Source organism: Bradyrhizobium sp. CCGB01 (genome assembly GCF_024199795.1).
In the GTDB taxonomy this organism is placed as follows: domain Bacteria; phylum Pseudomonadota; class Alphaproteobacteria; order Rhizobiales; family Xanthobacteraceae; genus Bradyrhizobium.
On the sequence record NZ_JANADK010000001.1, the window covers coordinates 2,975,919 to 2,998,428 of the forward strand.

The window sequence follows — 22,510 nt, forward strand, 5'->3', positions numbered from 1 at the left end:
GCCTGATATGACGGCGATCGACCCGAAGCTCCGCGCCACCAGGACGACCTGCCCCTATTGCGGCGTCGGCTGCGGCGTGCTCGCAACGCCGGACGGCAAGGGCGCTGCGGCGATCGCGGGCGACCCCGATCATCCCGCCAATTTCGGCCGGCTGTGCTCGAAGGGCTCCGCGCTCGGCGAGACCGTCGGGCTGGAGAGCCGGCTGCTCTATCCGATGATCCGCTGCAAGGGCGTGCTGGAACGCGTCGCCTGGAGCGATGCGCTCGACCATGTGGCCCATCGCATGCAGCACATCGTGGCGCGCGACGGCGCCGACGCGGTCGCGTTCTATCTGTCGGGCCAGCTCCTGACCGAGGACTATTACGTCGCCAACAAGCTGATGAAGGGTTTTGTCGGCACGGCCAACGTCGACACCAATTCGCGGCTCTGCATGTCGTCCTCGGTCGCCGGTCATCGCCGCGCCTTCGGCGCGGACACCGTGCCCGGCTGCTACGAGGATCTCGACCAGGCCGATCTGCTGGTGTTCGTCGGCTCGAACGCGGCTTGGTGCCATCCGGTGCTGTTCCAGCGCATGCTGAAGAACCGTGGGGAACGCGGCGCGCGGATGATCGTGATCGATCCGCGCCGTACCGACACCGCGAGCGACGTCGATCTGTTCCTCGGCCTGAAACCCGGCGCCGACACGGCGCTGTTCTCCGGCCTGTTCGTCCATCTCGCCGACAATGGCGCGCTGGATCAGGACTACATCGCGAACAACACGTCGGGCTTCGATGACGCACTGGCGCGCGCACGCAGCATCGCCGGCAGCGTCACCGCGACCGCGCTCGCCACAGGCCTCTCTGAGCAGGACGTTGCCACCTTCTTCAAGATGTTCCGCGAGACGCCTCGTGTCGTCACGCTTTATTCGCAGGGCGTCAACCAGTCGGCGCAGGGCACCGACAAGGTCAACGCGATCCTGAACTGCCATCTCGCCACGGGGCGCATCGGCAAGCCCGGCGCTTCGCCGTTCTCGCTGACCGGTCAGCCCAACGCGATGGGCGGCCGCGAGGTCGGCGGCCTTGCCAACCAGCTCGCCGCGCATATGAACTTCACGCCGCCGGATATCGACCGTGTCAGGCGGTTCTGGAAGGCGCCGCGCATCGCCACCCATGAAGGGTTGAAGGCGGTGCAGCTGTTCGAGGCGATCAACCGCGGAGAGGTCAAGGCGCTGTGGGTGATGGGCACCAACCCGGCGGTGTCGCTGCCCGATGCGGATTTTGTCCGCGAGGCGCTGAAGAAGCTCGAGCTGTTCGTTGTTTCCGAGAACGTGCTCTCCAACGATACCGTCGAGGCGGGGCCGCATGTGCTGCTGCCCGCGCTGGCCTGGGGCGAAAAGTCGGGCACGGTGACTAACTCCGAACGCCGCATCTCCCGCCAGCGCTCGTTCCTGCCGGCGCCGGGCGAGGCGCGGCCGGACTGGTGGATTCTCAGCGAGACCGCAAAGCGGCTCGGCTTCGGCGACAGCTTCAACTACAAATCCGCCGCCGACATTTTCCGCGAGCATGCCGCGCTTTCTGCTTTCGAGAATGACGGCAGCCGTGACTTCGACATCGGCGCACTGACCGCGCTCTCGGACGAGGCCTTCGATGCCTTGAAGCCGGTGCAGTGGCCGACGCGAGAGGGCGCGGCGTCTGGTGAACGCTTCTTCGCGAACGGCGGCTTCTTCACCAATGACGGCAAGGGCCGCTTCGTCGCGCCGGAGGTGCCGTCGCTGCGCAGTGAGACCGGCGCCTCGCGCCCCCTGCGGCTCAACACCGGACGCATCCGCGACCAGTGGCACACCATGACGCGCACGGGCCTCAGCCAGCGGCTGGGTGCGCATCTGCCGGAACCGTTCGTCGAGATCCATCCTGACGACGCCAGCAAATACGGCATCGTTCATGACGCCTACGCCCGCATCACCACCGATTACGGCCAATGCATCTTGAAGGTCGTTGTCAGCGACCGCCAGCAGCGCGGCACGCTGTTCGTTCCGATCCACTGGAGCGCGATGAACGCCTCGCACGGCCGCGTCGGGGCGCTCGTGCAGTCCTTCACCGACCCGTTCTCTGGCCAGCCGGAATCGAAAGCCACGCCGGCGGCGATCGCGCCCTATGAGTACGTGTTCCGCGGCTTTGCGCTGTCGCGCAAACAGCTCGATCTGCCGCCGAACCTGCTGTGGACCCGCGTCACGGTCGCTGGCGGCTTCGGCTATCTCTTCGCCGACAATGCCGATCTGTCGCGCTGGCCGGCCTGGCTCGGCGGCGTCGCCGGTGAGGATGTCGCCGACTATCGTGACTTCGGCGGCGGCGTTTATCGCGCGGCATCGTTCGCAGGCGACCGTATCGAGACCTGCCTGTTCGTCGGCCCCGCGCATGATGCCGGCGACTGGGAGGTCGTGAAGAGCCTGTTCGTGGCCGATCATGTCACCGACGAGCAGCGCCGCATGCTGCTGTCGGGCAAGTCGACGGAGGGCGCGGCCTCGACCGGCCCCATCGTCTGCGCCTGCTTCGGCGTCGGCCGCGGCACCATCTGCGACACAATCGCAGCCGGCGCGCGCACGGCGGCCGAGATCGGCGCCAAGCTCAAGGCCGGCACCAATTGCGGCTCCTGCATCCCCGAGCTGAAGCGCCTGATCGCGACGACAGAGGTGGCGCCAGTGAAGCAGGCCAAGCTGGCGGGCGCGGCGGGGTAGGCGCGACGTTCTCGGTCGTCGCCCGTATACTCCTCCGTCATCGCCCGGCTTGACCGGGCGATCCAGTACGCCGAGACACCTGTGATTAGGCGGTGAGGCCGCGGCGTACTGGATTCCCCGCTTTCGCGGGGAATGACATTGAGGGTGGGGCGCCATGCCCTCCGCACCAATCGACGTTCCCGCGATTGTGCCCTATGCTGCCGCGCTCCCCCCATCAACACCCATAACAAAAATGATGTACCTGGAAACGCCGCCGCGCCTGATCGAGACCACGGTCTTCTCCGCCATGCCCGACAAGTTCCGCCGCAAGGGCGTGCGGACCGATTGGGCCGATGCCAACCGGCCGGGTGTGCCGACCGATAGCTTCATCGAAGGGCCGTCGTTCGACAAGGACGGCCATCTCTACATCGTCGACATTCCCTTCGGCCGCATCTTCCGCATCGCGCCGGATGGCGAGTGGTCGCTGGTGATCGAATATGAGGGCTGGCCGAACGGATTGAAGATCGCCGCCGACGGCCGCATCCTCGTCGCCGACTACATGCACGGCATCATGGAGCTCGACGCCGGGGCAGGACGCATCAAGCCGATCCTGACCGCGCGCAATTCGGAATCCTTCCGTGGCTGCAACGACCTGCATCTTGCCTCCAACGGCGACATCTTCTTCACCGATCAGGGCCAGACCGGCCTGCACGATCCCAGCGGGCGTGTTTATCGCCTGACGCCGAGCGGCCGGCTCGATTGCCTTGTTGACACCGGCATCAGCCCGAACGGCCTGGTGCTCGATCCCGGTGAAACCGTGCTGTTCGTCGCGATGACGCGCGACAACGCGGTGTGGCGGCTGCCGTTCATGAAGGACGGCAGCGTGTCGAAGGTCGGCCGCTTCTGCTCGCTGTTCGGCACCAGCGGCCCCGACGGCATGACGATGGATGCGGCCGGCCGCCTGTTCGTCGGCCACGCCTCGCTCGGCCACGTCTTCGTATTCGCACCGAACGGCGAATTGGTCGCGCGGGTCAAATCGTGCGCAGGGCCGAATTGCACCAATGTTGCGATCGGCGGCGCAAGCAAAGATCGGCTCTATATCACGGAGTCCGCGACCGGCAGCGTGCTGGTCGCCGACGTCAGCGGATTGAACTCTTGAGCTCGATGGTGGTTGCCTGGGCGAAAGAGCGAGAGCGGAGACGACCATGAACACGAAACCCTTCGGCAAGACGAGCACCAGCGTTTCCGTCATCGGTCAGGGCACCTGGTATCTCGACCATGGCGACCGCAAGCGCGCGATCGCGGCGCTTCAGCGCGGGCTCGAGCTCGGCATGACCCACATCGACACCGCCGAGATGTATGGCGATGCGGAGCTCGTCATCGCCGATGCAATCGCAGGCCGCCGCGACGAGGTGTTCCTCGTCTCGAAAGTGCTGCCGAGCAACGCCTCGCGGGGCGGCACCATCACGGCCTGCGAACGCTCGCTGAAGCGGCTGAAGACCCATCGTCTCGATTGCTATCTGCTGCACTGGCGCGGGTCCTATCCGCTCGAGGACACCGTTGCCGCGTTCGAGGAGCTGGTGAAGGCCGGCAAGATCAAATCCTGGGGCGTTTCCAACTTCGACGCCGACGATCTCGACGAAATCCTCGCGGTCTCCGGTGAAGGCCGCATCGCCTGCAATCAGGTGCTCTATCATCTGAAGGAGCGCGCGATCGAGCATGCGGTGATCCCGTGGTGCGAGAAGCACGGCGTTGCGGTAGTCGCGTATTCGCCGTTCGGGCACGATGATTTTCCGGATGCGCGCAGCAAGGGTGGTGCCGTGCTCGCGCGCATCGCGGAGGCGCGTCGTGCGACACCGCGTCAGGTCGCGCTGAGCTTTCTCACCCGTGCGACTACGGTGTTCGCGATTCCGAAGGCGTCGTCCGCGGAACATGCCGGCGAGAATGCGGCCGCGGGCGGTCTCGTGCTGACGAAAGAGGAGATTTCGGCGCTCGATGCGGCGTTTCCGCGCGGTCCGAAGCCGCGCAGTCTGCCCATGCTGTAGTGCACAAAGGCCTATTATTAATGGAGTATTGACGCGCGAGGACCTGAGCGCATATCGGCATCCTGTTTTCGGAAGTTGTGAAAGCGGCGCTTTTGTCGTTTTTTACGCTCGTTCCCGAATCGTATTTCCCAGGTTCCAGCCGTGACACCGCCGCCCGCCGTAGCCGCAAGGCTCGACAGTATTCCCATGCCCGTGCCGGAGAAGAAGCAGGAGGCTCGCCGTGCGCCTGCGCGCGTCGATCATCCCTTCAAGGGCATCGCGCTGGTGCTACTGTCGACGATCTTCCTCGGCTGCTCCGACGTCACCGCAAAGTATCTGTCGACCAGCCTGCCGTCGATCGAGATCACCTGGATTCGCTTCGTCACGTTCGCGCTGATGTTCACGCCGGTGATGCTGCCCGGCTCGCCGCTGCATGCGATGCGCACCGATCGCCTCGGCCTGCAGCTGATGCGCGGCGCAGCGCTGCTCGGCTCGTCGCTGTTCTTCATCACCGGCCTGCGCTTCCTCCCGATCGCGGAAGCCTCCGCTACCGGCTTCGTCTCGCCGCTGTTCGTCACCGCGCTCTCGATCATCTTCCTGAGCGAGAAGGTCGGCATGCGCCGATGGATCGCTACCGCGATTGGCCTGACGGGCGTGATGATCATCCTGCGGCCGGGCTCAAGCGCGTTTCATGCTGCCGCGTTCTTTCCGATCGTCTCGGCCTTCTGCTGGGCCGCTGCGCTGATCCTGACGCGCATGATGAGCGGACGTGAAGCCGTCCTCACCACCATGGCGTATTCCGCGCTCACGGGCGTTGCGATCCTCAGCCTGATGGTGCCGTTCGTCTGGGTGACGCCGAGCTGGACCGCGATCGGGCTCGGCATCGTGATCGGCGTTGCCTCCACCGTCGGCCAGTGGATCATCGTGCTGGCCTATCGCTATGGCGATGCCTCGGTGCTGGCGCCGTTCTCCTACACGCAATTGCTGTGGGTCAGCATTCTGGGCTTTTTCCTGTTCGGCGAAGTGCCAGATATCTGGACCGTCACCGGCGCGGCCTTCATCGTTGCCAGCGGCCTCTACATCGCCCATCGCGAGCGCATCCGCCGCGCCCAGCTCCTGGTGCTGGAAGAGCGTTCCCCGAACCCCTGACGCAAGTCCGCGCGTCCCGCTTCGTGCTATCAACGGCTCCAACAACACGGGAGGAGCCGGATGCGCGCTGCGATTTTCAGGAACGGTGAGATTGTCGTCGACCGCATGGCCGAGCCGACGCCCGGCAACGGCCAGGTGCTGGTCAAGACGCTCGCCTGCGGCATCTGCGGCTCCGATCTTCACGCGCGCCAGCACGCCCACCGCATGGTGGAGATGGCGAAGAAGACCGGGCGCAAGCCGATGGACCTCACCCGCGACGTCGTGTTCGGCCATGAGTTTTGCTGCGAGATCGTCGATTACGGCCCGGGCACTGCGCGCAAGCTCAAGCCGGGCACGCGCGTCTGCTCGCTGCCGGCCCTGGTGACGCCGCAGGGCATCGAGGGTATCGGCTATTCCAACGACAATATCGGCGGCTATGCCGAGGCGATGCTGCTCAGCGAGCCGCTGCTGCTCGAAGTGCCCAACGGGCTTGCGCCGGAGCATGCCGCGCTGACCGAGCCGCTCGCCGTCGGCGTCCACGCCGTGGCGAAGGCCAACATTAGCGGCGGCGAGGTGCCGCTCGTGATCGGCTGCGGACCGGTCGGGCTCGCGGTGATCGCCGCGCTCAGGATCAAGGGGCTGCATCCGATCGTCGCCGCCGACTATTCGCCGACGCGTCGTGCGCTCGCGGCAAAACTCGGTGCCGACATCGTGGTCGATCCCCGGGTGTCGCAGCCCTATGCGACCTGGGCCGAGCACGCGCAGATGTCGGACGCCGAGAAGGCGGCGCGGCCGCCGCTCCAGGCCATGCTGCCGGCGCTCAAGCCCGCGATCATCTTCGAATGCGTCGGCGTGCCCGGCCTGTTGCAGCAGGTGTTCGAGGGTGCGCCGCGCGATGCCCGCATCGTCGTGGTCGGCGTCTGCATGGAGACCGACCGGAGCGAGCCCATGCTCGGCATCATGAAGGAGCTCAACGTCCAGTACGTGCTGGGTTACACGCCGGATGAGTTCGCGGCCTCGCTGCGGCTGATCGCGGAAGGGCAGGTCGATGCCGCCGCGATGGTCACCGCCGAGGTCGGCATCGATGGCGTCGCCAAAGCGTTTGCCGACCTCGCCAATCCCGAGGCGCATACGAAGATCATCGTGCAGCCGTGGAGATGACGGTCTCGTAGGGTGGCAAAGCGTAGCGTGCCCACCATTCTCACCACGAACGCGGAGGCATGGTGGGCACGGCGCTACGCGCCTTTGCCCACCCTACGAGACCTCCCTCAATATTTCGACGGCACGTGCATCTCCGCCGGAATCGGTCCGCGGTGATAGTCGGGATTTCGCACGCGCGGCGGCAGCACCACCGGCACGCGCGCGACCTCCTGGTACGGCATCTGGCTGAGCAGATGCGAGATGCAGTTGAGGCGGGCGCGCTTCTTGTCCACGGCATCGACGATCCACCAGGGCGAGTCGGGCAGGTGGGTGTGCTCCAGCATCGTCTCCTTGGCCTTGGTGTACGCCTCCCAGCGGCTGCGGGCCTCGACGTCCATCGGGCTCAGCTTCCACTGCTTCAAGGGGTCCTTGATGCGCATGGTGAAGCGGAACTGCTGCTCGTCGTCGGTGATCGAGAACCAGTATTTGATCAGGATGATGCCGGAGCGGATCAGCATTCGCTCGAACTCCGGCACCGACTTGAAGAACTCCTGGTACTCCTCCTCGGAGCAGAAGCCCATCACGCGCTCGACGCCGGCGCGGTTGTACCAGCTGCGGTCGAACAGCACGATCTCGCCGCCTGCCGGCAGGTGCGACACGTAGCGCTGGAAATACCATTGCGTGCGCTCGCGCTCGCTCGGGGCGGGGAGCGCCGCGACGCGGCAGATGCGGGGATTGAGCCGCTGGGTGATGCGCTTGATGACGCCGCCCTTGCCGGCGGAGTCGCGGCCCTCGAACAGCACCACGACCTTCTTCTTCTCGCTCTGCACCCAGTCCTGGAGCTTGACCAGCTCGCCCTGGAGCCGCAGCAATTCCCGGAAATAGAGCTTGCGATCGACCGTCGGTCCCGGCGCATCGGTCTCATCCAGCAGCTCGTCGAGACGGGCGTCGTCGAGCTCCATTTCAAGCTCTTCGTCGAGGTCGTCGGCCATCTCCTGAAGGATGCGCTCGCGCTTGGCGGTTTCGGAGGTGCGGCTGGCGTCGGTCATGGCTACGGCTCTCGCTACGGGACAATCGTCAAATGACCATCCCCGGCGTTTGTTTCATCCATGTGACACCATCGCCGTCACACCGGCAGCGCGATCGAGTATTTGACCTGGCTCAGCGCAAAGCTCGACTCGATCGAGGCGATGCCGTCGAGCCGGGTCAGCTTGGTCTTCAGGAAGGTCTCGTAGGAGGCGAGGTCGGCGGCCACCACGCGCAGCAGATAGTCGCGGTTGCCGGTCATCAGATAGCACTCCAGCACCTCGTCCCATTTCGAGATCGCGCGCGCGAAACGGTTGAGGTCCTCCTCCTTCTGCCGGGCCAGCTTGATCGAGATGAAGACGCTGACATGCAGCCCCAGCGCCTTCTGGTCGACGGTCGCGATATAGCGCGAGATGACCCCGCGCTCCTCCAGCAGCTTGACCCGGCGGTGGCAGGGCGAGACCGAGAGCCCGACCTTGTCGGCCAGTTCCTGCATGGTCAGCCGGCTGTCGTTCTGGAGCAAAGCGAGGATTTTTCGGTCGATGGCGTCGAGCTCGGGCATTGGGATGGAACCTGTATTCTGCCGGGTCATCCTGGTAAAATATCCCAATATTCGAGGGTATGGCGCGAAAAATTGAGAAGTTTGGCGCCGTCCGCAGGCGTATTATCGGGTACCTGTTTCCGGGAGCATTGCCATGCCCGTTGATTCCGCCCGTCTCGACACCTTGACCGCGCTGGCCCGCAAGGCGCTGTGGCTGTCGTCATGGACCATCCACCACGCCAACCACGTCCGCCCGAACACGGATGGCCTCAAGGTCGGCGGCCACCAGGCCTCGTCCGCCTCGCTCGCGACCATCATGTCGGCGCTGTACTTCCATGTGCTGCGGCCGGAGGATCGCGTCGCGGTGAAGCCGCATGCGAGCCCGGTGTTCCACGCCATCCAGTATCTGTTCGGCCGGCAGAGCCGCGAGAAGCTGGAGAATTTTCGCGGCTTCAAGGGCGCGCAGTCCTATCCCTCGCGCACCAAGGATGTCGACGACGTCGATTTCTCGACCGGCTCGGTCGGCCTTGGCGTCGCGCAGACGCTGTTCTCCTCGCTGGTGCAGGACTACGTCAAGGCACACGGCTGGATGAAGGATCGCCGCGAGGGGCGGATGATTGCCCTCGTCGGCGATGCCGAGATGGACGAGGGCAATATTTTCGAAGCCCTTGCAGAAGGCTGGAAGCATGGCCTGCGCAACACCTGGTGGGTGGTCGACTATAACCGTCAGTCGCTCGACGCCGTCGTGCGCGAAGGGCTCTGGGAAAAGTTCGAGACCATGTTCCGCAATTTCGGCTGGGACGTGGTGATCGTGAAATATGGCCGCCTGATGCGCGAGGCCTTTGCCGAGCCCGGCGGCGAGGCGCTGAAGCGCTGGATCGACAATTGCCCGAACGCGCTCTATGCGGCTCTGTGCTTCCAGGGCGGCGGCGCCTTCCGCAAGCATCTACACGATGAGATCGGCGATCAGGGCCCGATCACCAAGCTGATCGACAAGCGCAGCGACGAGGAGCTGCTGGCGCTGATGTCGAACCTCGGCGGCCACGACATGGCGAGCATGGTGGAAGCGTTCGAATCCATCGACCACGATCGCCCGGTCTGCTTCATCGCCTACACGATCAAGGGCGTCGGCCTGCCGTTCCAGGGCCACAAGGACAATCACGCCGGCCTGATGACGGTCGCGCAGATGGAGAAGTTTCGCGACAGCCAGGCCATCCGGCCTGGGCACGAATGGGACAGATACGAGGGCCTCGCGCAATCCGCGGCCGAGCTCGACGCCTTCCTCGCGCGCGTGCCGTTCAACCAGGACGGCCGCCGGCTAACCGCGCCTGTCATCGAGGTGCCGCAGCAACTCGCGTTCAAGCCGTCGGCGCAGATGTCGACCCAGCAGGGCTTTGGCCTCGTGCTGAACGAGATCGCGCGCAGCGACAGCGAGTTGGCGAGGCGCATCGTCACGACCTCGCCCGACGTCACCGTCTCGACCAATCTCGGTCCGTGGGTGAACCGGCGCGGGCTGTTTGCGCGCGGCGAGAAGGCGGACTTATTCCGCAGCGAGAAAATTCCGTCCACGTTCAATTGGGACTTCTCGCCCAAGGGACAGCATCTCGAGCTCGGCATCGCCGAGATGAACCTGTTCATCATGCTCTCGGCGCTCGGCCTGTCGCACCAGATCAACGGCGAGCGGCTGCTGCCGGTCGGCACGCTCTACGATCCCTTCATCGAGCGCGGCCTCGATGCGCTGAACTATGCCTGTTACCAGGACGCGCGCTTCATGGTGGCGGCAACGCCATCGGGCATCACGCTCGCGCCCGAAGGCGGCGCGCATCAGTCGATCGCAACGCCGCTGATCGGCATGGCGCAGGATGGGCTCGCCTCGTTCGAGCCGGCTTTCGTCGACGAGCTCGCCGTGATCATGGCTTGGGGCTTCGAGCACATGCAGCGCGATCCGGGCGAGGGCGGATCGATCTATTTGCGGCTTTCGACGCGCAGCATCGAGCAGGCGCAGCGGATCATGACACCCGAGCTTGCGCAGGGCGTCACCGACGGCGCTTATTGGCTGCGCAAGCCGGGCCCGAATGCCGAGCTCGTGATCGCCTATACCGGCGCGGTCGCGCCCGAAGCGATCGAGGCGACCGGCTTCATCGGCGAAAGCCGGCGCGACATCGGGCTGCTCGCGATCACCTCCGCGGATCGTCTCCATGCGGGCTGGACCGCCGCGCGAAAGTTGCGCCGTGACCGGCGCGGCGTGCAGCACCTCAGCCACATCGAGAAGCTGTTGGCGCCGCTGGCGCGTGACTGCGGCATCGTGACCGTGATCGACGGGCATCCGTCGGCGCTCGGCTGGCTCGGCAGTGTCCGCGGTCATCGCGTCGAGGCGCTCGGCGTCGAGCAGTTCGGCCAGACCGGCACGATCGCCGACCTCTACCGCCACTATGGCCTCGACGCCAACGCCATCATCGATGCGGCGGAAAGCCTCACCGCGGGCGCGCCGATCGCCCATCGCAAGATGGCGGTGTAGTCGGGGTAACTACCCTGTCATTCCGGGCTCGCGGCTTTGCCGCGTCCCGGAATGTCGATGTTGTGCGACCTTGCCACGTTCCCGCCATCGGCTCATATAACCTCCGTCCGCCGCAACGCTGGCCCCGCATATGGCGGGTTCAATTGCCGGCGCTTTCGTGCAAGGATGCCTGCCGAAACGCCCCCACCAAGCCCCCAAGAAGAGGTTAACGATGGTCAATCGCATGCAATTCTACATCGACGGCGCCTGGGTCGATCCCGCCGTCAAGAAGTCCACCGCCGTGGTCAATCCCGCGACGGAAGAGGCGATGTACGAGGTTGCGCTGGGCTCCAAGGCTGACGTTGACAAGGCCGTCTCTGCTGCCAAGCGCGCCTTTGCAACCTTCTCCCAGACCAGCCGCGAGGAGCGCGTCGCGCTGCTCACGAAAGTCATCGAGATCTACAAGGGCCGCCTCAAGGAGATCGGCGCCGCCGTCTCCGACGAGATGGGCGCGCCGCTGCCGATGGCGGAGAAGCTCCAGGCCGGCGCCGGCCTCGGCCATCTCATGACCACGCTCGACGTGCTCAAGAACTACCACTTCGAAGAACCGGTCGGCACCGCCATGGTGCTGCGCGAGCCGATCGGCGTGGTCGGCATGATCACGCCCTGGAACTGGCCGCTCAACCAGATCGCCTGCAAGGTCGCGCCCGCGCTGGCCGCCGGCTGCACTATGATCCTGAAGCCGTCGGAGTTCACCCCGACCTCGGCGCTGATCTTCGCGCAAATCCTCCATGAAGCTGGCGTGCCCAAGGGCGTGTTCAACCTCGTCAACGGCCTCGGCCCCGAGGTCGGCGCCGCCATGAGCGAGCACCCCGACATCGACATGATCTCGTTCACCGGCTCGACCCGCGCCGGCATCGACGTTGCCAAGCGCGCGGCGCCGACCGTGAAGCGCGTCAGCCAGGAGCTCGGCGGCAAGTCGCCGAACGTGATCCTCGAAGGCGCCGACCTCACGAAGGCGGTGACCGGCGGCGTGATGCACATGTTCAACAACTCCGGCCAGTCCTGCAACGCGCCCTCGCGCATGATCGTGCCGCTGTCGAAGATGAAGGAAGTCGCCGCGATCGCGAAGGCCGTCGCCGACAAGACCAAGGCGGGCGATCCGCGCGCCGAAGGCACCACCATCGGCCCGGTCGTCAACCGTGGCCAGTGGGACAAGATCCAGGGTCTGATCAAGAAGGGTATCGACGAGGGCGCAACGCTCGTCTCCGGCGGCCCGGGCCTGCCCGAGGGCGTCAACAAGGGCTTCTATGTCCGTCCGACCATCTTCGCCGACGTCACGCCCGACATGACGATCGCCCGTGAAGAGATTTTCGGACCGGTGCTGACCATCATCGGCGCCAAGGACGAAGCCGATGCGGTGCAGATCGCCAACGACACACCGTATGGCCTCGCGGGTTACGTCACGGGCGCTTCGGTCGAGGACGCCAAGCGCGTCGGTCGGCAGATCCGCGCCGGTAACGTCAACCTCCAGGGCGTGCCCAACGACCGCACCGCGCCGTTCGGCGGCTACAAGCAGTCGGGCAACGGCCGCGAGTGGGGCAAGTATGGCCTCGAGGACTTCCTCGAAGTGAAGGCCGTTGCCGGCTTCAACGCGGCGTAAGGCTTCTTACGCGAACAAACAAAACGCCGGAGCGTGAACCGCTCCGGCGTTTTTGCTTTTGTTCAAATGTCTCGACAACGTGAGATGCCGTAGGGTGGGCAAAGCGAAGCGTGCCCACGTCTTCGCCCGCGACGGCGCGATGGTGGGCACGTCGCTTGCGTTCCTTTGCCCACCCTACGGCGTTGTCAACGTGGCGGCGCCTATCCCCCCAAGGCGCCCTGCGTATTCACATACAGCGCGTAGATCGACTGGCTCGCTGCCATGAACAGGCGGTTGCGCTTGACGCCGCCGAAGCAGACATTCGCGCACCGTTCGGGCAATGCGATACGCCCGATCATGACGCCGTCAGGCGCGAACACGACGACGCCGTCGAGCTCGGGATCGCCCATGCCCCAGCCGCACCAGAGATTGCCGTCGATGTCGCAGCGCATGCCGTCCGGCGTGCCCGGACCTGCATCGATATGGACACGCTTGTTGGAGATCGTGGTGCCGTCAGGCGAGACGTCATAGGCGAGGATTTTCCGGTTCGGCACCCCGCGCGATTCCACGACGTAGAGGATCTTCTCGTCGGGCGAGAAGCACAGCCCGTTCGGACCTAGCACGCCTTCGGCGACGATGGTCGCCTCGCGCGTCACGGGATCGAGCCGATAGACGTTCGGCTCGATCTCGGGCTCGGCCTTGTAGCCCTCGTAATTGCCGAGCAGGCCGAACGTCGGGTCGGTGAACCAGATCGAGCCGTCGGACTTCACCACGACGTCGTTCGGCGAATTCAGCCGCTTGCCGCCGAAGGAATCCATCAGCACGGTGATGCTGCCGTCATACTCGGTGCGCACCACGCGGCGCCCGCCGTGCTCGCAGGTGACGAGCCGGCCCTGGCGGTCGCGCGTGTTGCCGTTGGCGAAATTGGAGGGTTTCCGGAACACGCTGACCGTGCCGGTCTCCTCCTCCCATTTGATGATGCGCTGGTTCGGGATGTCGCTGCACAAGAGATAGCGCCCGTCGCCGAACCACACTGGGCCCTCGGCCCAGCGCAGGCCGGTCGCCAGCCGCTCCACCGCCGAAAGCTTCAGCCAGTATTTTTCGAAGCGGGGATCGAGCGCATGAATGGCCGGATCGGGGTAACAGGTCGCCGGCCGCCAGCCTGGCCGCTCCTGGGACGATGCCTCATTCATGTCGGTTCTCTCGTTTCGTTCCCTCTGGACAATCCTGCTATCATTAGAGACACGTGACGGCAAATCGGACACCAACGGTGAGGGACAACATGCCGCGTATTTTGATGACGGGAGCTTCGGGCGGAATTGGCACGAGCCTGCGAAAACTGCTGCCGCCGATCTATCCTGATCTCCTGCTCTCCGACATCAAGCCGCCGGCCGATCTCGCCGCGAACGAGCAATTCAAGGCGGCGGACCTCGCCGATCTCGCGCAGTGCGAAGCAATCTGCGAGGGTGTCGACGGCATCATCCATTTCGGCGGTTATTCGGTCGAAGGCACCTGGGACCAGATCCTCCAGGCCAACATCATCGGCGGCTACAATCTGTTCGAAGCCGCCTACCGCAAGGGCGTCAAGCGCGTGGTGTTCGCCTCCTCGAACCACGCCGTCGGCTTCTATCCGCGCCACCACAAGATCGGTACCGACGTCACCCCGCGCCCGGACGGCCGCTACGGCGTCAGCAAGGTGTTCGGCGAGGCGGTCGGCGCGCTTTACGCCGACAAGCACGGGCTGAAGGTGACCTGCCTGCGCATCGGCAATTTCGGCGACATGCCGCTCGACCAGCGCCGGCTCTCGATCTGGCTCAAGCCCGACGACCTCGTGCAGCTCTGCCGCATCGGGCTCGAACATCCCGACATCCAGTTCGAGGTGTTCTACGGCGCATCGCTGAACGAGCGCGCCTGGTGGGACAACCACCGCGCCTACGAATTCGGCTATCGCCCGACCGGCCGCGCCGAGGATTTCCGCGAGCACGCGATGGCCGAGCAGGCCAAGCTGAAGCCGGATCCGGTCGGCGATTACTTCCAGGGCGGCGCGTTCTGCAGCATGGAGTTCGACGCCGACCCGAGCCGGATCATCGACTGGAAGAAGCGGTAGGCCGCCATGCGCTTCCTCGCCCCGCGTGCGGGGTGAGGAGGGCCCGCCGGCACTCGCGCCGGGAGCCTAGTCGAGGCCTTCGTCGGGAATGTTCAGTACGGTCCCGCAGGCCTTGCAATGCACCGCGTCGACATCATGGCGCTGCAGAGCGCAGACCGGGCAGGGGAAGCGGACCTTGGAGGGCGCGAGCAATGCCTTGGCGAGATTCAGAAAAAGAGTCACGCCGAAGATCATGATGACGACGGTGATCAGGCGTCCGACGGTGCCTGGCAAGGTGATGTCGCCGAAGCCGGTCGTGGTCAGTGCGGTGACCGTGAAGTAGAGCGCGTCGGCATAGTTGGCGATCTGGTGGTTGTGTGACCTCTGGGTCTCGTAGACAATTCCCGTCATCACGAAAATGAATACGCCGAGGTTCGCGACGGCAAAGACGACCTCCTCGTTCCGCCGGAAGAAGTGACTGTCGATCCGGAGCCGCGCCACCATCTGATAGTCGCGCAGCAGCCGCAATGTTCGAAATGCGCGCAGGAAGCCGCCGGCTTCTCCGGCGAGCGGCGCAAGGAACGAAATGATGACGACGATGTCGGTCCAGGTCGAAAGCCGCGCGAGCTCGTGCAGCGGTTGACGGCTGATGATCATTCGTGCGGCGAAGTCCGCAAGGATCAAGACACCGAACACGACATCGAGCGTCTCGATGGCCCTGTTGCGCGGCAGGAACGAGGTCGCGATGATGAACAGAACCGTGACGATATCGAGCACGAGCAAGGCGTATCGGAATCTGATGCAGCCGAAAGTGTCGCCTTCATAAAGCTGCCGGATCCTGCCCTTCAGGACCTCGAATGGCACGGAGATGGCGTCGGCCAGCCCATGTCCCTTTGTGTTGTTGCGATAAACCATCTCCCGGCAGCCTAGCCCTCCGAAGGATCGAGCATCTCGCCGATCTTGTTGACGGCGACATTGATCGACATGCCGAGATAGTCGTCGGGATCGCCGAACCACGAGCCGGCCAGCGGCACGGCCTGGCCCGGATGCCGCGCGATGGCCACCGGAATGAGATCGAAGCCGGCACTCAAGCTGTTGGTCGGATCGTAATCCAGCCAGCCGGCGCCGGGCAGCTGCTTGATCTAGATCAACGTTGCCTCTGGGATGGTCTGGCTCTTCAAACGATCACGCGTTCCGTCAGACGCTGATGCACGAATTGGCCGAATGGAGCGATGAAAATGGGTATCCTTTGGACGATCATCATCGGATTTATCGTTGGAGTGGTCGCGAAGTTCATCATGCCCGGCGACAAATCCGAGCCAAGCGGGTTCATTTTGACGACGGTTCTCGGAATAGTCGGTGCGTTCGTTGCGACCTGGCTTGGTCAGGCCGTGGGATGGTATCGGTTCGGGGAGGGGGCCGGGTTCATCGGGAGCGTGGTAGGAGCGATCATCCTTCTCTTTGTGTACGGGCTCGTCGTCGGACGCCAGAGCCGCGCTTGAAAGTCGCCCTCCCAGTCGTTGCGGTGCTCGGGATGATCGTGTCGGGAATCGCATCAGGACCAGCGCGTGCTACAGCACTCAGCAATGCCGAAGCGACGTTCCTCGATCAGCTCGTCACCGCATCCGCGGTGCTGGAGCAACGATGCGTCGGCTACGAGGTCGACGGTGCCGGCGGCGTTCAACTCGGCGCCCGGCTTCTCGGCAGCCCCGATGCGGCGATGGCCATGATCGACGCCTATGCTGCGGCCATCAAGGCCCGCGATGGCGAGAGCTACGATCCCGGTAAATTCCGCCCCGAGGTGTCCGAGACGGCGGGCAAAACGTTCAGGCGCGTCCGGGCAGACTTGATCAAGGACCCGAAAGGGGCCTGCGCCGACTATGGCGATACCAGCGTGGACCGCGGCCTGCTGAGACGATACTAAACGCCCGTCGTAGGATGGGTAGAGCGAAGCGAACCCCATCGCACTTTTTCTCTGCAGTCGGATCCATCAAGAAGGGCCCGACCTCATTTTGCAACGCGCGCTTCCTGTTTCCTGGTCACGTGCCAGAGCACCAGATGGTAATGCGGCACATCCACGCCGGGGTGGCCGGGGTTGAAGTAGATGCTGACGTGGTCAACTGGCCGCGCTGACCCCGCCCCCTCCAATGACTTGTGATCGTCGATGTCCTTGTTCGGGACCATGTACACGGTCGCGATCAGGCGGTCCCTGCGATCGAAGCACAGGAATGGGCCCAGCGGCAAAGTGTCGGGTTTGACCAAGATGATGCCAAGGCCCGGAAAGAACTTCGGGAAGTTCACGAGATCGCTGACCCGCTCGTATCCGTTTTTCGTCGCGAGCTTCAGCTGATTTGGAGGCGGACGAACGACTTTGTGCTTCCTGGGCACGTTGCTGCTTCGGTGCGGAGCTGTCCTGGTTTGCTCGACATTGTCGGCCGGTGGCGCGGCGGCCGGTGGGAGCTGCTGCGGCGCTGTTGGCCAGAAGGGAGCAAATTGGGCGGCGGGACGCCTCACGTCGGCGATCAGGGCGAGCAGCGCAACCAGGGCTGCGCTCACCAGCGCTTTGCGCATCGACACCTCCCGAGGTTGCTTGCCAAGGTTTGATCACTTGGCCGGATTGCGCTCTCTCCAGCGCAAGAAGTCTCTGAACAACTCTTCGCGGTCTGGCGGATTGGCGGTTGGCTTTTCCTCGATGAAGCGGCCGAACGCCTTGCGAAGCGCGGCCTCGCCACTGGATTGCTGCTGGAGCCACCGCTCTGCCGGTCGGAATCGTCGCCATCCGGGGAGCTGCGCGGCCAGGTTCACCTCGCGCCATTTGGGGTGATGTGCGTCGCCCAGAAATTCCGGAAAGCGCGAGAACAATGTCTGAACGAAGAATTCCAGCAACCGAAACCGCTCGTTTCCGCTCGGCCAGTTGTAGGCGAAGAGAGCGGATTGGATCGCGATCGTGTCGACGCTTGCTTCGGCTGCGATGATATTCGGGTAGTCCTGATGGCGAAGCGTCGATGGCAGATAAGCTTCTTGCAGCAGCTCGCTGGAGTAGGGGATGGGCAGGAGGTGAATATCATCGAGCTGCGAGACCTGCGTCAGGAAGCTGACCGGCTTTCCTGAGACCAACAGAGCGGCGGAGAGATCTCCCTTCCTCAAACCATCCAGCGCAGCCTCCGGTCCCAAGTTCGACTCGCTGATCTTGACGCCCAGACGGTTCAACACTTCGCGGCCGAGGATGGCGCCGGCGCTGCCGTCCTCCCCGAGATTGACCCTCTTTCCCGACAGCTCCGACAGACTTCGGATCTCCGGCCGCGCGAGAAGATGGAACTCTTCGACATGAAGCGGGGCAATGTAGGTCAGCCTTCCAGAGATATCTCCGAAGGTCCTTGTCTCCCGCAGGCGATCGACCAGCACGACAGGCGCGATCGCCACGTCAGCACCCGCCAGGGTCAGCACATCAAGGACGTTGCGGATACCGCCGTTTCCCACGATGGGCAGGATCCGCAAGGCAACCTCGCCACGAGGGCCGGTCTCTTGGCCGCTGGCGAGCGTGGTCGCGATGTCCTGAGCGATCGCGAATTCAGTGCATTGCGGCGTGCCGGTTACGAAACCCACCGTATAGGGGTCCGCAGATCGTCCCGTTTCCTTCCTGGGGGTGACTTCCTTCCTCGGAGACGTCTTCGTGGATTCGCTCGGAGAAGCAGGCGGCCGCTTTTGTGCAAGGGAATCCTGGACCTGCCCGCCGAGCAAGGCCGCTGCAATCAGTGCGATGAACAAACCGGCCCGCATCGCTCCGCAGACCCTCAAGACCGAGGCTGAAGCTTGGCCTTCCAACGCGCCCGGGGCAGCGGCGTTCCGTGATGATGCCTGCATCAGGAGTTTGCCGACTGGCCCGATCGTCGGCTCGCGCCGCGCCGCGCCGGGGACAGGCAGGAAGGCCGAGCTAGCTCGCCTCGCCACCAATCCGCGCCAGATAATCCGACTTGCTGAACTGCATGTGATCCACGCACAGCTGCGCCAGCGCCCAGCTGTCGCGGCCCTTGAGCAGCTCGATCATCAGTTCGTGCTGGCGCCGCGACTGCGCGAGGCCCTCGCGGTCGGCGAGATTTTTCGCGCGCATCGGCAGCGTCAGGTTCATGTAGTCCTGGAGCGAGCGCACCAGATAGGGATTGCCGCAGGCTGCGAACAAGGCGACGTGGAAGGCGTCGTTGGCCTCGTGAATGCCGCGCAGGTCGCGGATGTCGGCCTTCGCGCAATAGTCTCGTTGTAGCGCAGTCAATTCGTCGATCAGGCCTTGCGGTGCGGGCAAGGGGATCATCAGCGCGGCCTGCCGGGTCAGCATCTCCCGCACCTCGTAGATCTGCCGGACCTCTTCGGCCGAGTAGAACCGCACGGTGGCGCCGACGTTCTTCTCGCGGCGGACGATGCCGCGACGCTCCGCGTCCACCAGGGCCTGGCGTACGAAGTGGCGCGAGGTGCCGTAGCGCGACATCAGCGCGTCCTCGGTCAGGCGCGCGCCCGGCGGCAGGCGGCCGAAGATGATGTCCTCCTCCAGCCGCGCGACGACGTCGTCCGGGTCGTCGCGCCGGACCGGCATTGCCTCAGCGGTGCGAATATCGGACATGCCCTCAGCCTCCGGCTTCGGCCGGTCAGCCCTGTGGAGCAGGGAAGGGACAGATTGTCAATAATTCGTGTCGCAACAGGCCCCTCAGGCCAGAAAGCGCGACAATATGGACCAATCTTATTGACAATCGAGGGGCAGCCTGTACCACAATGGCAACGTAAGGAGTGGCATGATGACGAGTGGTTTGCGCAAGGGCCTCACGAGCTATGGCGATGCCGGCTTCTCGCTGTTCCTGCGCAAGGCGTTCATCAAGGCCATGGGCTATTCCGACGACGCGCTGGAGCGGCCGATCGTCGGCATCACCAACACCTATAGCGACTACAATCCCTGCCACGGCAACGTCCCGCAGATCATCGAGGCCGCAAAGCGCGGCGTGATGCTGTCGGGCGCGATGCCGTTCGTGTTTCCGACCATCTCGATCGCCGAGAGCTTTGCGCATCCGACCTCGATGTACCTGCGCAATCTGATGGCGATGGACACCGAGGAGATGATCCGGGCCCAGCCGATGGATTCGGTGATCGTGATCGGCGGCTGCGACAAGACGCTGCCGGCGCAGGTGATGGCCGCGATCAGCGCCGACCTGCCGACCGTGGTCATTCCCGTCGGCCCCATGGTGGTCGGCCATCACAAGGGCGAGGTGCTGGGGGCCTGCACCGATTGCCGCCGTCTCTGGGGCAAGTACCGCGCCGGCGAAATGGATGATGCCGAGATCGAGGCGGTCAACGGCCGTCTCGCGCCGTCGGTCGGCACCTGCATGGTGATGGGCACGGCCTCGACCATGGCCTGCATGATCGAAGCCATGGGCCTGTCGCTGCCGATGAGCGCCACCATCCCGGCGCCGCATGCCGAACGCTTTCGCCTGGCCGAAGCCAGCGGCCGGGTTGCCGCCGAGATGGCCAAGACCAAGGGACCGAAGCCGAGCGATCTCCTGACGCCGGCCTCGTTCAAGAACGCGCAGGTCGTGCTCCAGGCGATCGGCGGCTCGACCAACGGCCTGATCCATCTGACCGCGATGGCGCATCGCTCGCCGCACCGGCTCGATCTCGAAGTGTTCGACCAGATCGGCCGCGAGGTGCCGGTGCTGGTCGATCTCAAGCCTTCCGGCGAACACTATATGGAGCACTTCCATCACGCGGGCGGCGTGCCCAAATTGCTGGCGCAGCTCGGCGATCTCGTCGATCTCGACGCCAGGACCATCAGCGGCCAGACGCTGCGCGATGTCGTCGCGAACGCGGAGGACGTGCCGGGCCAGGACGCGATCCGTCCGCGCGACAATCCGATCAAGAAGGAAGGCGGCCTTGCGGTCCTGCACGGCAACCTCGCGCCGCGCGGTGCCGTCATCAAGCAGTCGGCGGCGAGCCCGAAGCTGTTGAAGCACACCGGGCGCGCGGTGGTGTTCGAGTCCGTCGAGGACATGACCCTGCGGGTCGATGATCCCGAGCTCGACGTGAACTCCGACGACGTGCTGGTGCTGCGCAATGCCGGCCCCAAGGGCGCGCCCGGCATGCCCGAGGCGGGCTATCTGCCGATCCCGAAGAAGCTCGCGCGCGGCGGCACCAAGGACATGGTGCGCATTTCCGATGCGCGCATGAGCGGCACCGCGTTCGGCACCATCGTGCTTCACATCACCCCGGAATCCGCCGTCGGCGGGCCGCTGGCGCTGGTGAAGAACGGCGACATGATCAGCCTGGACGTTGCCAGGCGCAGCATCGAGCTGCTGGTCGATGCTGCCGAGCTGGAGCGTCGGCGCGCCGCATTGAAGCCGGCCGCTGCGCCGGAGGAGGCGCGGCGCGGCTACGCCTGGCTGTTCAACGAGACCATCATGCAGGCCGACGAGGGCTGCGACTTCGATTTCATGCAGAGGACTGGCAAGACGACTGGGAAGGGTTGATCGACCACTCGATCGAGCGCTCAGACCGCTAAAGCGGCGGGCGATAAAACAGGGGGAGACGATGATTGCACGATCCATGCGTGGGTTGGCGGCTGCGGCCGCCATGCTTTTCGTCACTGGGGCCGGGGCGCAGGAGGTGAAGCATTATCGCTTCGCCTATGACCAGCCACGCAACACCGGCTACTCGATCGCGGGCGACCTCTTTGCCGACAAGCTCAAGGAATTGAGCAAAGGCACCATGATCATCGACCAGTATCCGGGCGCGCAGCTCGGTCAGGAGCCGCAGGTGCTCCAGCTCGTGAAGGCCGGCGACATCGAATTCGCGATCATCTCCTCGGCCAACACCGCGACGATCTCGCCGCAGGCCGGCGTGATGTCGCTGCACTATCTGTTCCGCGACGAGAACCACGTGATCAAGGGGCTGGCCGATCCCCGCGTGTTCGAAGCGCTCAAGACCATGATCGACGAGACAACGCAGGGCCTGCACGTCATCGCGACGGGTTCGCAGGGCGTGCGCCACATGTACTCCAAGAAGGAGATCCACAATGTCGGCGACATCAAGGGGCTGAAGATCCGCGTCCAGGCGACCGCGACCGAGGACACCATGTTCCCGGCCTACGGCGCCCAGACCGTGCATATGCCGTTCGGCAGCGTCTACACGAGCTTGCAAACCGGCGTGGTCGACGTCGCCGAGAACAGCATCAACGTCTACCTCGTCAACAAGCACTACGAGGTCGCGCCGGTCCTCAACATCACCGAGCACGAGGCCAACAACGCGTTGGTGTTCGTCTCCGACAAGCTCTGGCAGAGCCTGTCGGCCGAGCAGAAGCAGTGGGTGCAGACCGCGGCCAACGAGGTCAGCACGAAGGAGCCCGCGAAGGCGTTCGACCTCGAGCGCACGGCGGCCGAGAAGCTGAAGAAGATGGGCGTCAAGGTCGTCGATAACGTCGACAAGAAGAGCTTCACGGCGGTCGCCGATCCCTATCTCGACAAGCTCGCCAAGGAGCTCGGCCCGCATGCCGAGAAGATCAAGAATTTGATCCGGTCGGTCAACTAGGGGGCTTGCGGCCATCCTTCGAGACGCCCGCCTCCGGCGGGCCCTCAGGATGAGGTCGCGTGTTGCGGCGAGATCTTAGACCCTCATGGTGAGGAGCCCGCCAAGGCGGGCGTCTCGAACCATGCAGGCCGAGCACGATCGGCAGCTTCCAGCTGTCACATCCGATAGCTC

Annotated in this window: 20 protein-coding genes; 12 read left to right on the forward strand and 8 right to left on the reverse strand. The window is 64.7% G+C overall.

Translation table 11 applies throughout. From position 1 onward, the window contains the following. Positions 1 to 7 precede the first annotated feature (7 nt). From NLM25_RS13675 to NLM25_RS13695, 5 genes are all read left to right on the forward strand, one after another. Positions 8 to 2,713, forward strand: a complete 2,706-nt coding sequence (locus NLM25_RS13675) for a nitrate reductase (protein WP_254137269.1) — start codon at positions 8 to 10, stop codon at positions 2,711 to 2,713. Between the two features lie 235 nt (positions 2,714 to 2,948). After that, the gene (locus tag NLM25_RS13680) at positions 2,949 to 3,851 is read left to right on the forward strand and encodes an SMP-30/gluconolactonase/LRE family protein (protein WP_254141173.1); all 903 of its coding nucleotides are present in this window, start codon (positions 2,949 to 2,951) and stop codon (positions 3,849 to 3,851) included. A gap of 46 nt (positions 3,852 to 3,897) precedes the next feature. Continuing rightward, positions 3,898 to 4,737, forward strand: a complete 840-nt coding sequence (locus tag NLM25_RS13685; protein ID WP_254137270.1) for an aldo/keto reductase — start codon at positions 3,898 to 3,900, stop codon at positions 4,735 to 4,737. Between the two features lie 186 nt (positions 4,738 to 4,923). Then, on the forward strand, positions 4,924 to 5,865 hold the full coding sequence (locus NLM25_RS13690; RefSeq protein WP_254124225.1) for a DMT family transporter: 942 nt from the start codon (positions 4,924 to 4,926) through the stop codon (positions 5,863 to 5,865). A gap of 60 nt (positions 5,866 to 5,925) precedes the next feature. Then, positions 5,926 to 7,005, forward strand: coding sequence for a zinc-binding dehydrogenase (locus NLM25_RS13695; RefSeq protein ID WP_254137271.1), 1,080 nt, complete (start codon positions 5,926 to 5,928; stop codon positions 7,003 to 7,005). A 107-nt stretch (positions 7,006 to 7,112) separates the two neighbouring features. On the opposite strand, the gene ppk2 is transcribed toward NLM25_RS13695, so the two are convergent. Both ppk2 and NLM25_RS13705 read right to left on the reverse strand, forming a co-directional pair. Next, positions 7,113 to 8,033: a polyphosphate kinase 2 gene (ppk2, locus tag NLM25_RS13700; protein WP_254137272.1), complete on the reverse strand. Its 921-nt coding sequence runs from the start codon at positions 8,031 to 8,033 to the stop codon at positions 7,113 to 7,115. Between the two features lie 77 nt (positions 8,034 to 8,110). Then, on the reverse strand, positions 8,111 to 8,572 hold the full coding sequence (locus tag NLM25_RS13705) for an Lrp/AsnC family transcriptional regulator (RefSeq protein ID WP_148737445.1): 462 nt from the start codon (positions 8,570 to 8,572) through the stop codon (positions 8,111 to 8,113). 133 nt (positions 8,573 to 8,705) lie between these two features. On the opposite strand from NLM25_RS13705, the gene NLM25_RS13710 reads away from it, so the two are divergent. Both NLM25_RS13710 and NLM25_RS13715 read left to right on the forward strand, forming a co-directional pair. Next, on the forward strand, positions 8,706 to 11,069 hold the full coding sequence (locus tag NLM25_RS13710) for a transketolase (RefSeq protein ID WP_254137273.1): 2,364 nt from the start codon (positions 8,706 to 8,708) through the stop codon (positions 11,067 to 11,069). A gap of 211 nt (positions 11,070 to 11,280) precedes the next feature. Further along, complete coding sequence (locus tag NLM25_RS13715; protein ID WP_254117309.1) at positions 11,281 to 12,711, forward strand: aldehyde dehydrogenase family protein; 1,431 nt, start codon at positions 11,281 to 11,283, stop codon at positions 12,709 to 12,711. Between the two features lie 200 nt (positions 12,712 to 12,911). Here NLM25_RS13715 and NLM25_RS13720 read toward each other — a convergent pair whose 3' ends face one another. Next, positions 12,912 to 13,883, reverse strand: coding sequence for an SMP-30/gluconolactonase/LRE family protein (locus NLM25_RS13720; RefSeq protein WP_254137274.1), 972 nt, complete (start codon positions 13,881 to 13,883; stop codon positions 12,912 to 12,914). Between the two features lie 89 nt (positions 13,884 to 13,972). On the opposite strand from NLM25_RS13720, the gene NLM25_RS13725 reads away from it, so the two are divergent. Beyond that, a complete protein-coding gene (locus NLM25_RS13725; RefSeq protein WP_254137275.1) occupies positions 13,973 to 14,797 on the forward strand; it encodes an NAD(P)-dependent oxidoreductase in 825 nt (274 codons plus the stop codon). Between the two features lie 66 nt (positions 14,798 to 14,863). Here the strand turns inward: NLM25_RS13725 and NLM25_RS13730 are convergent, their stop codons facing one another. Beyond that, positions 14,864 to 15,691 (reverse strand): potassium channel family protein, encoded by an 828-nt coding sequence (locus tag NLM25_RS13730; protein ID WP_254117315.1) that lies wholly within the window; start codon positions 15,689 to 15,691, stop codon positions 14,864 to 14,866. Between the two features lie 11 nt (positions 15,692 to 15,702). Beyond that, on the reverse strand, positions 15,703 to 15,867 hold the full coding sequence (locus tag NLM25_RS13735) for a hypothetical protein (protein ID WP_254137276.1): 165 nt from the start codon (positions 15,865 to 15,867) through the stop codon (positions 15,703 to 15,705). A gap of 147 nt (positions 15,868 to 16,014) precedes the next feature. Between NLM25_RS13735 and NLM25_RS13740 the strand changes: the two genes are divergently transcribed. Then, positions 16,015 to 16,278, forward strand: coding sequence for a GlsB/YeaQ/YmgE family stress response membrane protein (locus NLM25_RS13740; protein WP_254117317.1), 264 nt, complete (start codon positions 16,015 to 16,017; stop codon positions 16,276 to 16,278). Between the two features lie 32 nt (positions 16,279 to 16,310). Then, entirely contained in the window at positions 16,311 to 16,700 is a 390-nt protein-coding gene (locus tag NLM25_RS13745; protein WP_375167884.1) for a hypothetical protein, read from the forward strand. 83 nt (positions 16,701 to 16,783) lie between these two features. On the opposite strand, the gene NLM25_RS13750 is transcribed toward NLM25_RS13745, so the two are convergent. The 3 genes from NLM25_RS13750 to NLM25_RS13760 all read right to left on the reverse strand — a co-directional run bounded on the left by NLM25_RS13750 (position 16,784) and on the right by NLM25_RS13760 (position 19,391). Next, a complete protein-coding gene (locus NLM25_RS13750) occupies positions 16,784 to 17,347 on the reverse strand; it encodes a hypothetical protein (protein ID WP_254137278.1) in 564 nt (187 codons plus the stop codon). A gap of 33 nt (positions 17,348 to 17,380) precedes the next feature. Beyond that, on the reverse strand, positions 17,381 to 18,640 hold the full coding sequence (locus NLM25_RS13755) for a TAXI family TRAP transporter solute-binding subunit (protein WP_254137279.1): 1,260 nt from the start codon (positions 18,638 to 18,640) through the stop codon (positions 17,381 to 17,383). Between the two features lie 70 nt (positions 18,641 to 18,710). Beyond that, positions 18,711 to 19,391, reverse strand: a complete 681-nt coding sequence (locus NLM25_RS13760) for a GntR family transcriptional regulator (protein ID WP_254137280.1) — start codon at positions 19,389 to 19,391, stop codon at positions 18,711 to 18,713. A gap of 172 nt (positions 19,392 to 19,563) precedes the next feature. Here NLM25_RS13760 and NLM25_RS13765 point away from each other — a divergent pair, with 172 nt between their 5' ends. Next, positions 19,564 to 21,282, forward strand: coding sequence for an IlvD/Edd family dehydratase (locus NLM25_RS13765; RefSeq protein ID WP_254137281.1), 1,719 nt, complete (start codon positions 19,564 to 19,566; stop codon positions 21,280 to 21,282). A gap of 61 nt (positions 21,283 to 21,343) precedes the next feature. Further along, positions 21,344 to 22,339 (forward strand): TRAP transporter substrate-binding protein, encoded by a 996-nt coding sequence (locus tag NLM25_RS13770; RefSeq protein WP_254117327.1) that lies wholly within the window; start codon positions 21,344 to 21,346, stop codon positions 22,337 to 22,339. Positions 22,340 to 22,510 lie beyond the last annotated feature (171 nt).

Excerpts from the sequence above, each read along its gene's own strand:
- NLM25_RS13675 (WP_254137269.1), top strand. The coding sequence starts at position 8 with ATGACGGCGATCGACCCGAAGCTCCGCGCCACCAGGACGACCTGCCCC.
- NLM25_RS13680 (WP_254141173.1), top strand. The coding sequence starts at position 2,949 with ATGTACCTGGAAACGCCGCCGCGCCTGATCGAGACCACGGTCTTCTCC.
- NLM25_RS13685 (WP_254137270.1), top strand. The coding sequence starts at position 3,898 with ATGAACACGAAACCCTTCGGCAAGACGAGCACCAGCGTTTCCGTCATC.
- NLM25_RS13690 (WP_254124225.1), top strand. The coding sequence starts at position 4,924 with ATGCCCGTGCCGGAGAAGAAGCAGGAGGCTCGCCGTGCGCCTGCGCGC.
- NLM25_RS13695 (WP_254137271.1), top strand. The coding sequence starts at position 5,926 with ATGCGCGCTGCGATTTTCAGGAACGGTGAGATTGTCGTCGACCGCATG.
- ppk2 (WP_254137272.1), bottom strand. The coding sequence starts at position 8,033 with ATGACCGACGCCAGCCGCACCTCCGAAACCGCCAAGCGCGAGCGCATC.
- NLM25_RS13705 (WP_148737445.1), bottom strand. The coding sequence starts at position 8,572 with ATGCCCGAGCTCGACGCCATCGACCGAAAAATCCTCGCTTTGCTCCAG.
- NLM25_RS13710 (WP_254137273.1), top strand. The coding sequence starts at position 8,706 with ATGCCCGTTGATTCCGCCCGTCTCGACACCTTGACCGCGCTGGCCCGC.
- NLM25_RS13715 (WP_254117309.1), top strand. The coding sequence starts at position 11,281 with ATGGTCAATCGCATGCAATTCTACATCGACGGCGCCTGGGTCGATCCC.
- NLM25_RS13720 (WP_254137274.1), bottom strand. The coding sequence starts at position 13,883 with ATGAATGAGGCATCGTCCCAGGAGCGGCCAGGCTGGCGGCCGGCGACC.
- NLM25_RS13725 (WP_254137275.1), top strand. The coding sequence starts at position 13,973 with ATGCCGCGTATTTTGATGACGGGAGCTTCGGGCGGAATTGGCACGAGC.
- NLM25_RS13730 (WP_254117315.1), bottom strand. The coding sequence starts at position 15,691 with ATGGTTTATCGCAACAACACAAAGGGACATGGGCTGGCCGACGCCATC.
- NLM25_RS13740 (WP_254117317.1), top strand. The coding sequence starts at position 16,015 with ATGGGTATCCTTTGGACGATCATCATCGGATTTATCGTTGGAGTGGTC.
- NLM25_RS13745 (WP_375167884.1), top strand. The coding sequence starts at position 16,311 with ATGATCGTGTCGGGAATCGCATCAGGACCAGCGCGTGCTACAGCACTC.
- NLM25_RS13750 (WP_254137278.1), bottom strand. The coding sequence starts at position 17,347 with ATGCGCAAAGCGCTGGTGAGCGCAGCCCTGGTTGCGCTGCTCGCCCTG.
- NLM25_RS13755 (WP_254137279.1), bottom strand. The coding sequence starts at position 18,640 with ATGCAGGCATCATCACGGAACGCCGCTGCCCCGGGCGCGTTGGAAGGC.
- NLM25_RS13760 (WP_254137280.1), bottom strand. The coding sequence starts at position 19,391 with ATGTCCGATATTCGCACCGCTGAGGCAATGCCGGTCCGGCGCGACGAC.
- NLM25_RS13765 (WP_254137281.1), top strand. The coding sequence starts at position 19,564 with ATGACGAGTGGTTTGCGCAAGGGCCTCACGAGCTATGGCGATGCCGGC.
- NLM25_RS13770 (WP_254117327.1), top strand. The coding sequence starts at position 21,344 with ATGATTGCACGATCCATGCGTGGGTTGGCGGCTGCGGCCGCCATGCTT.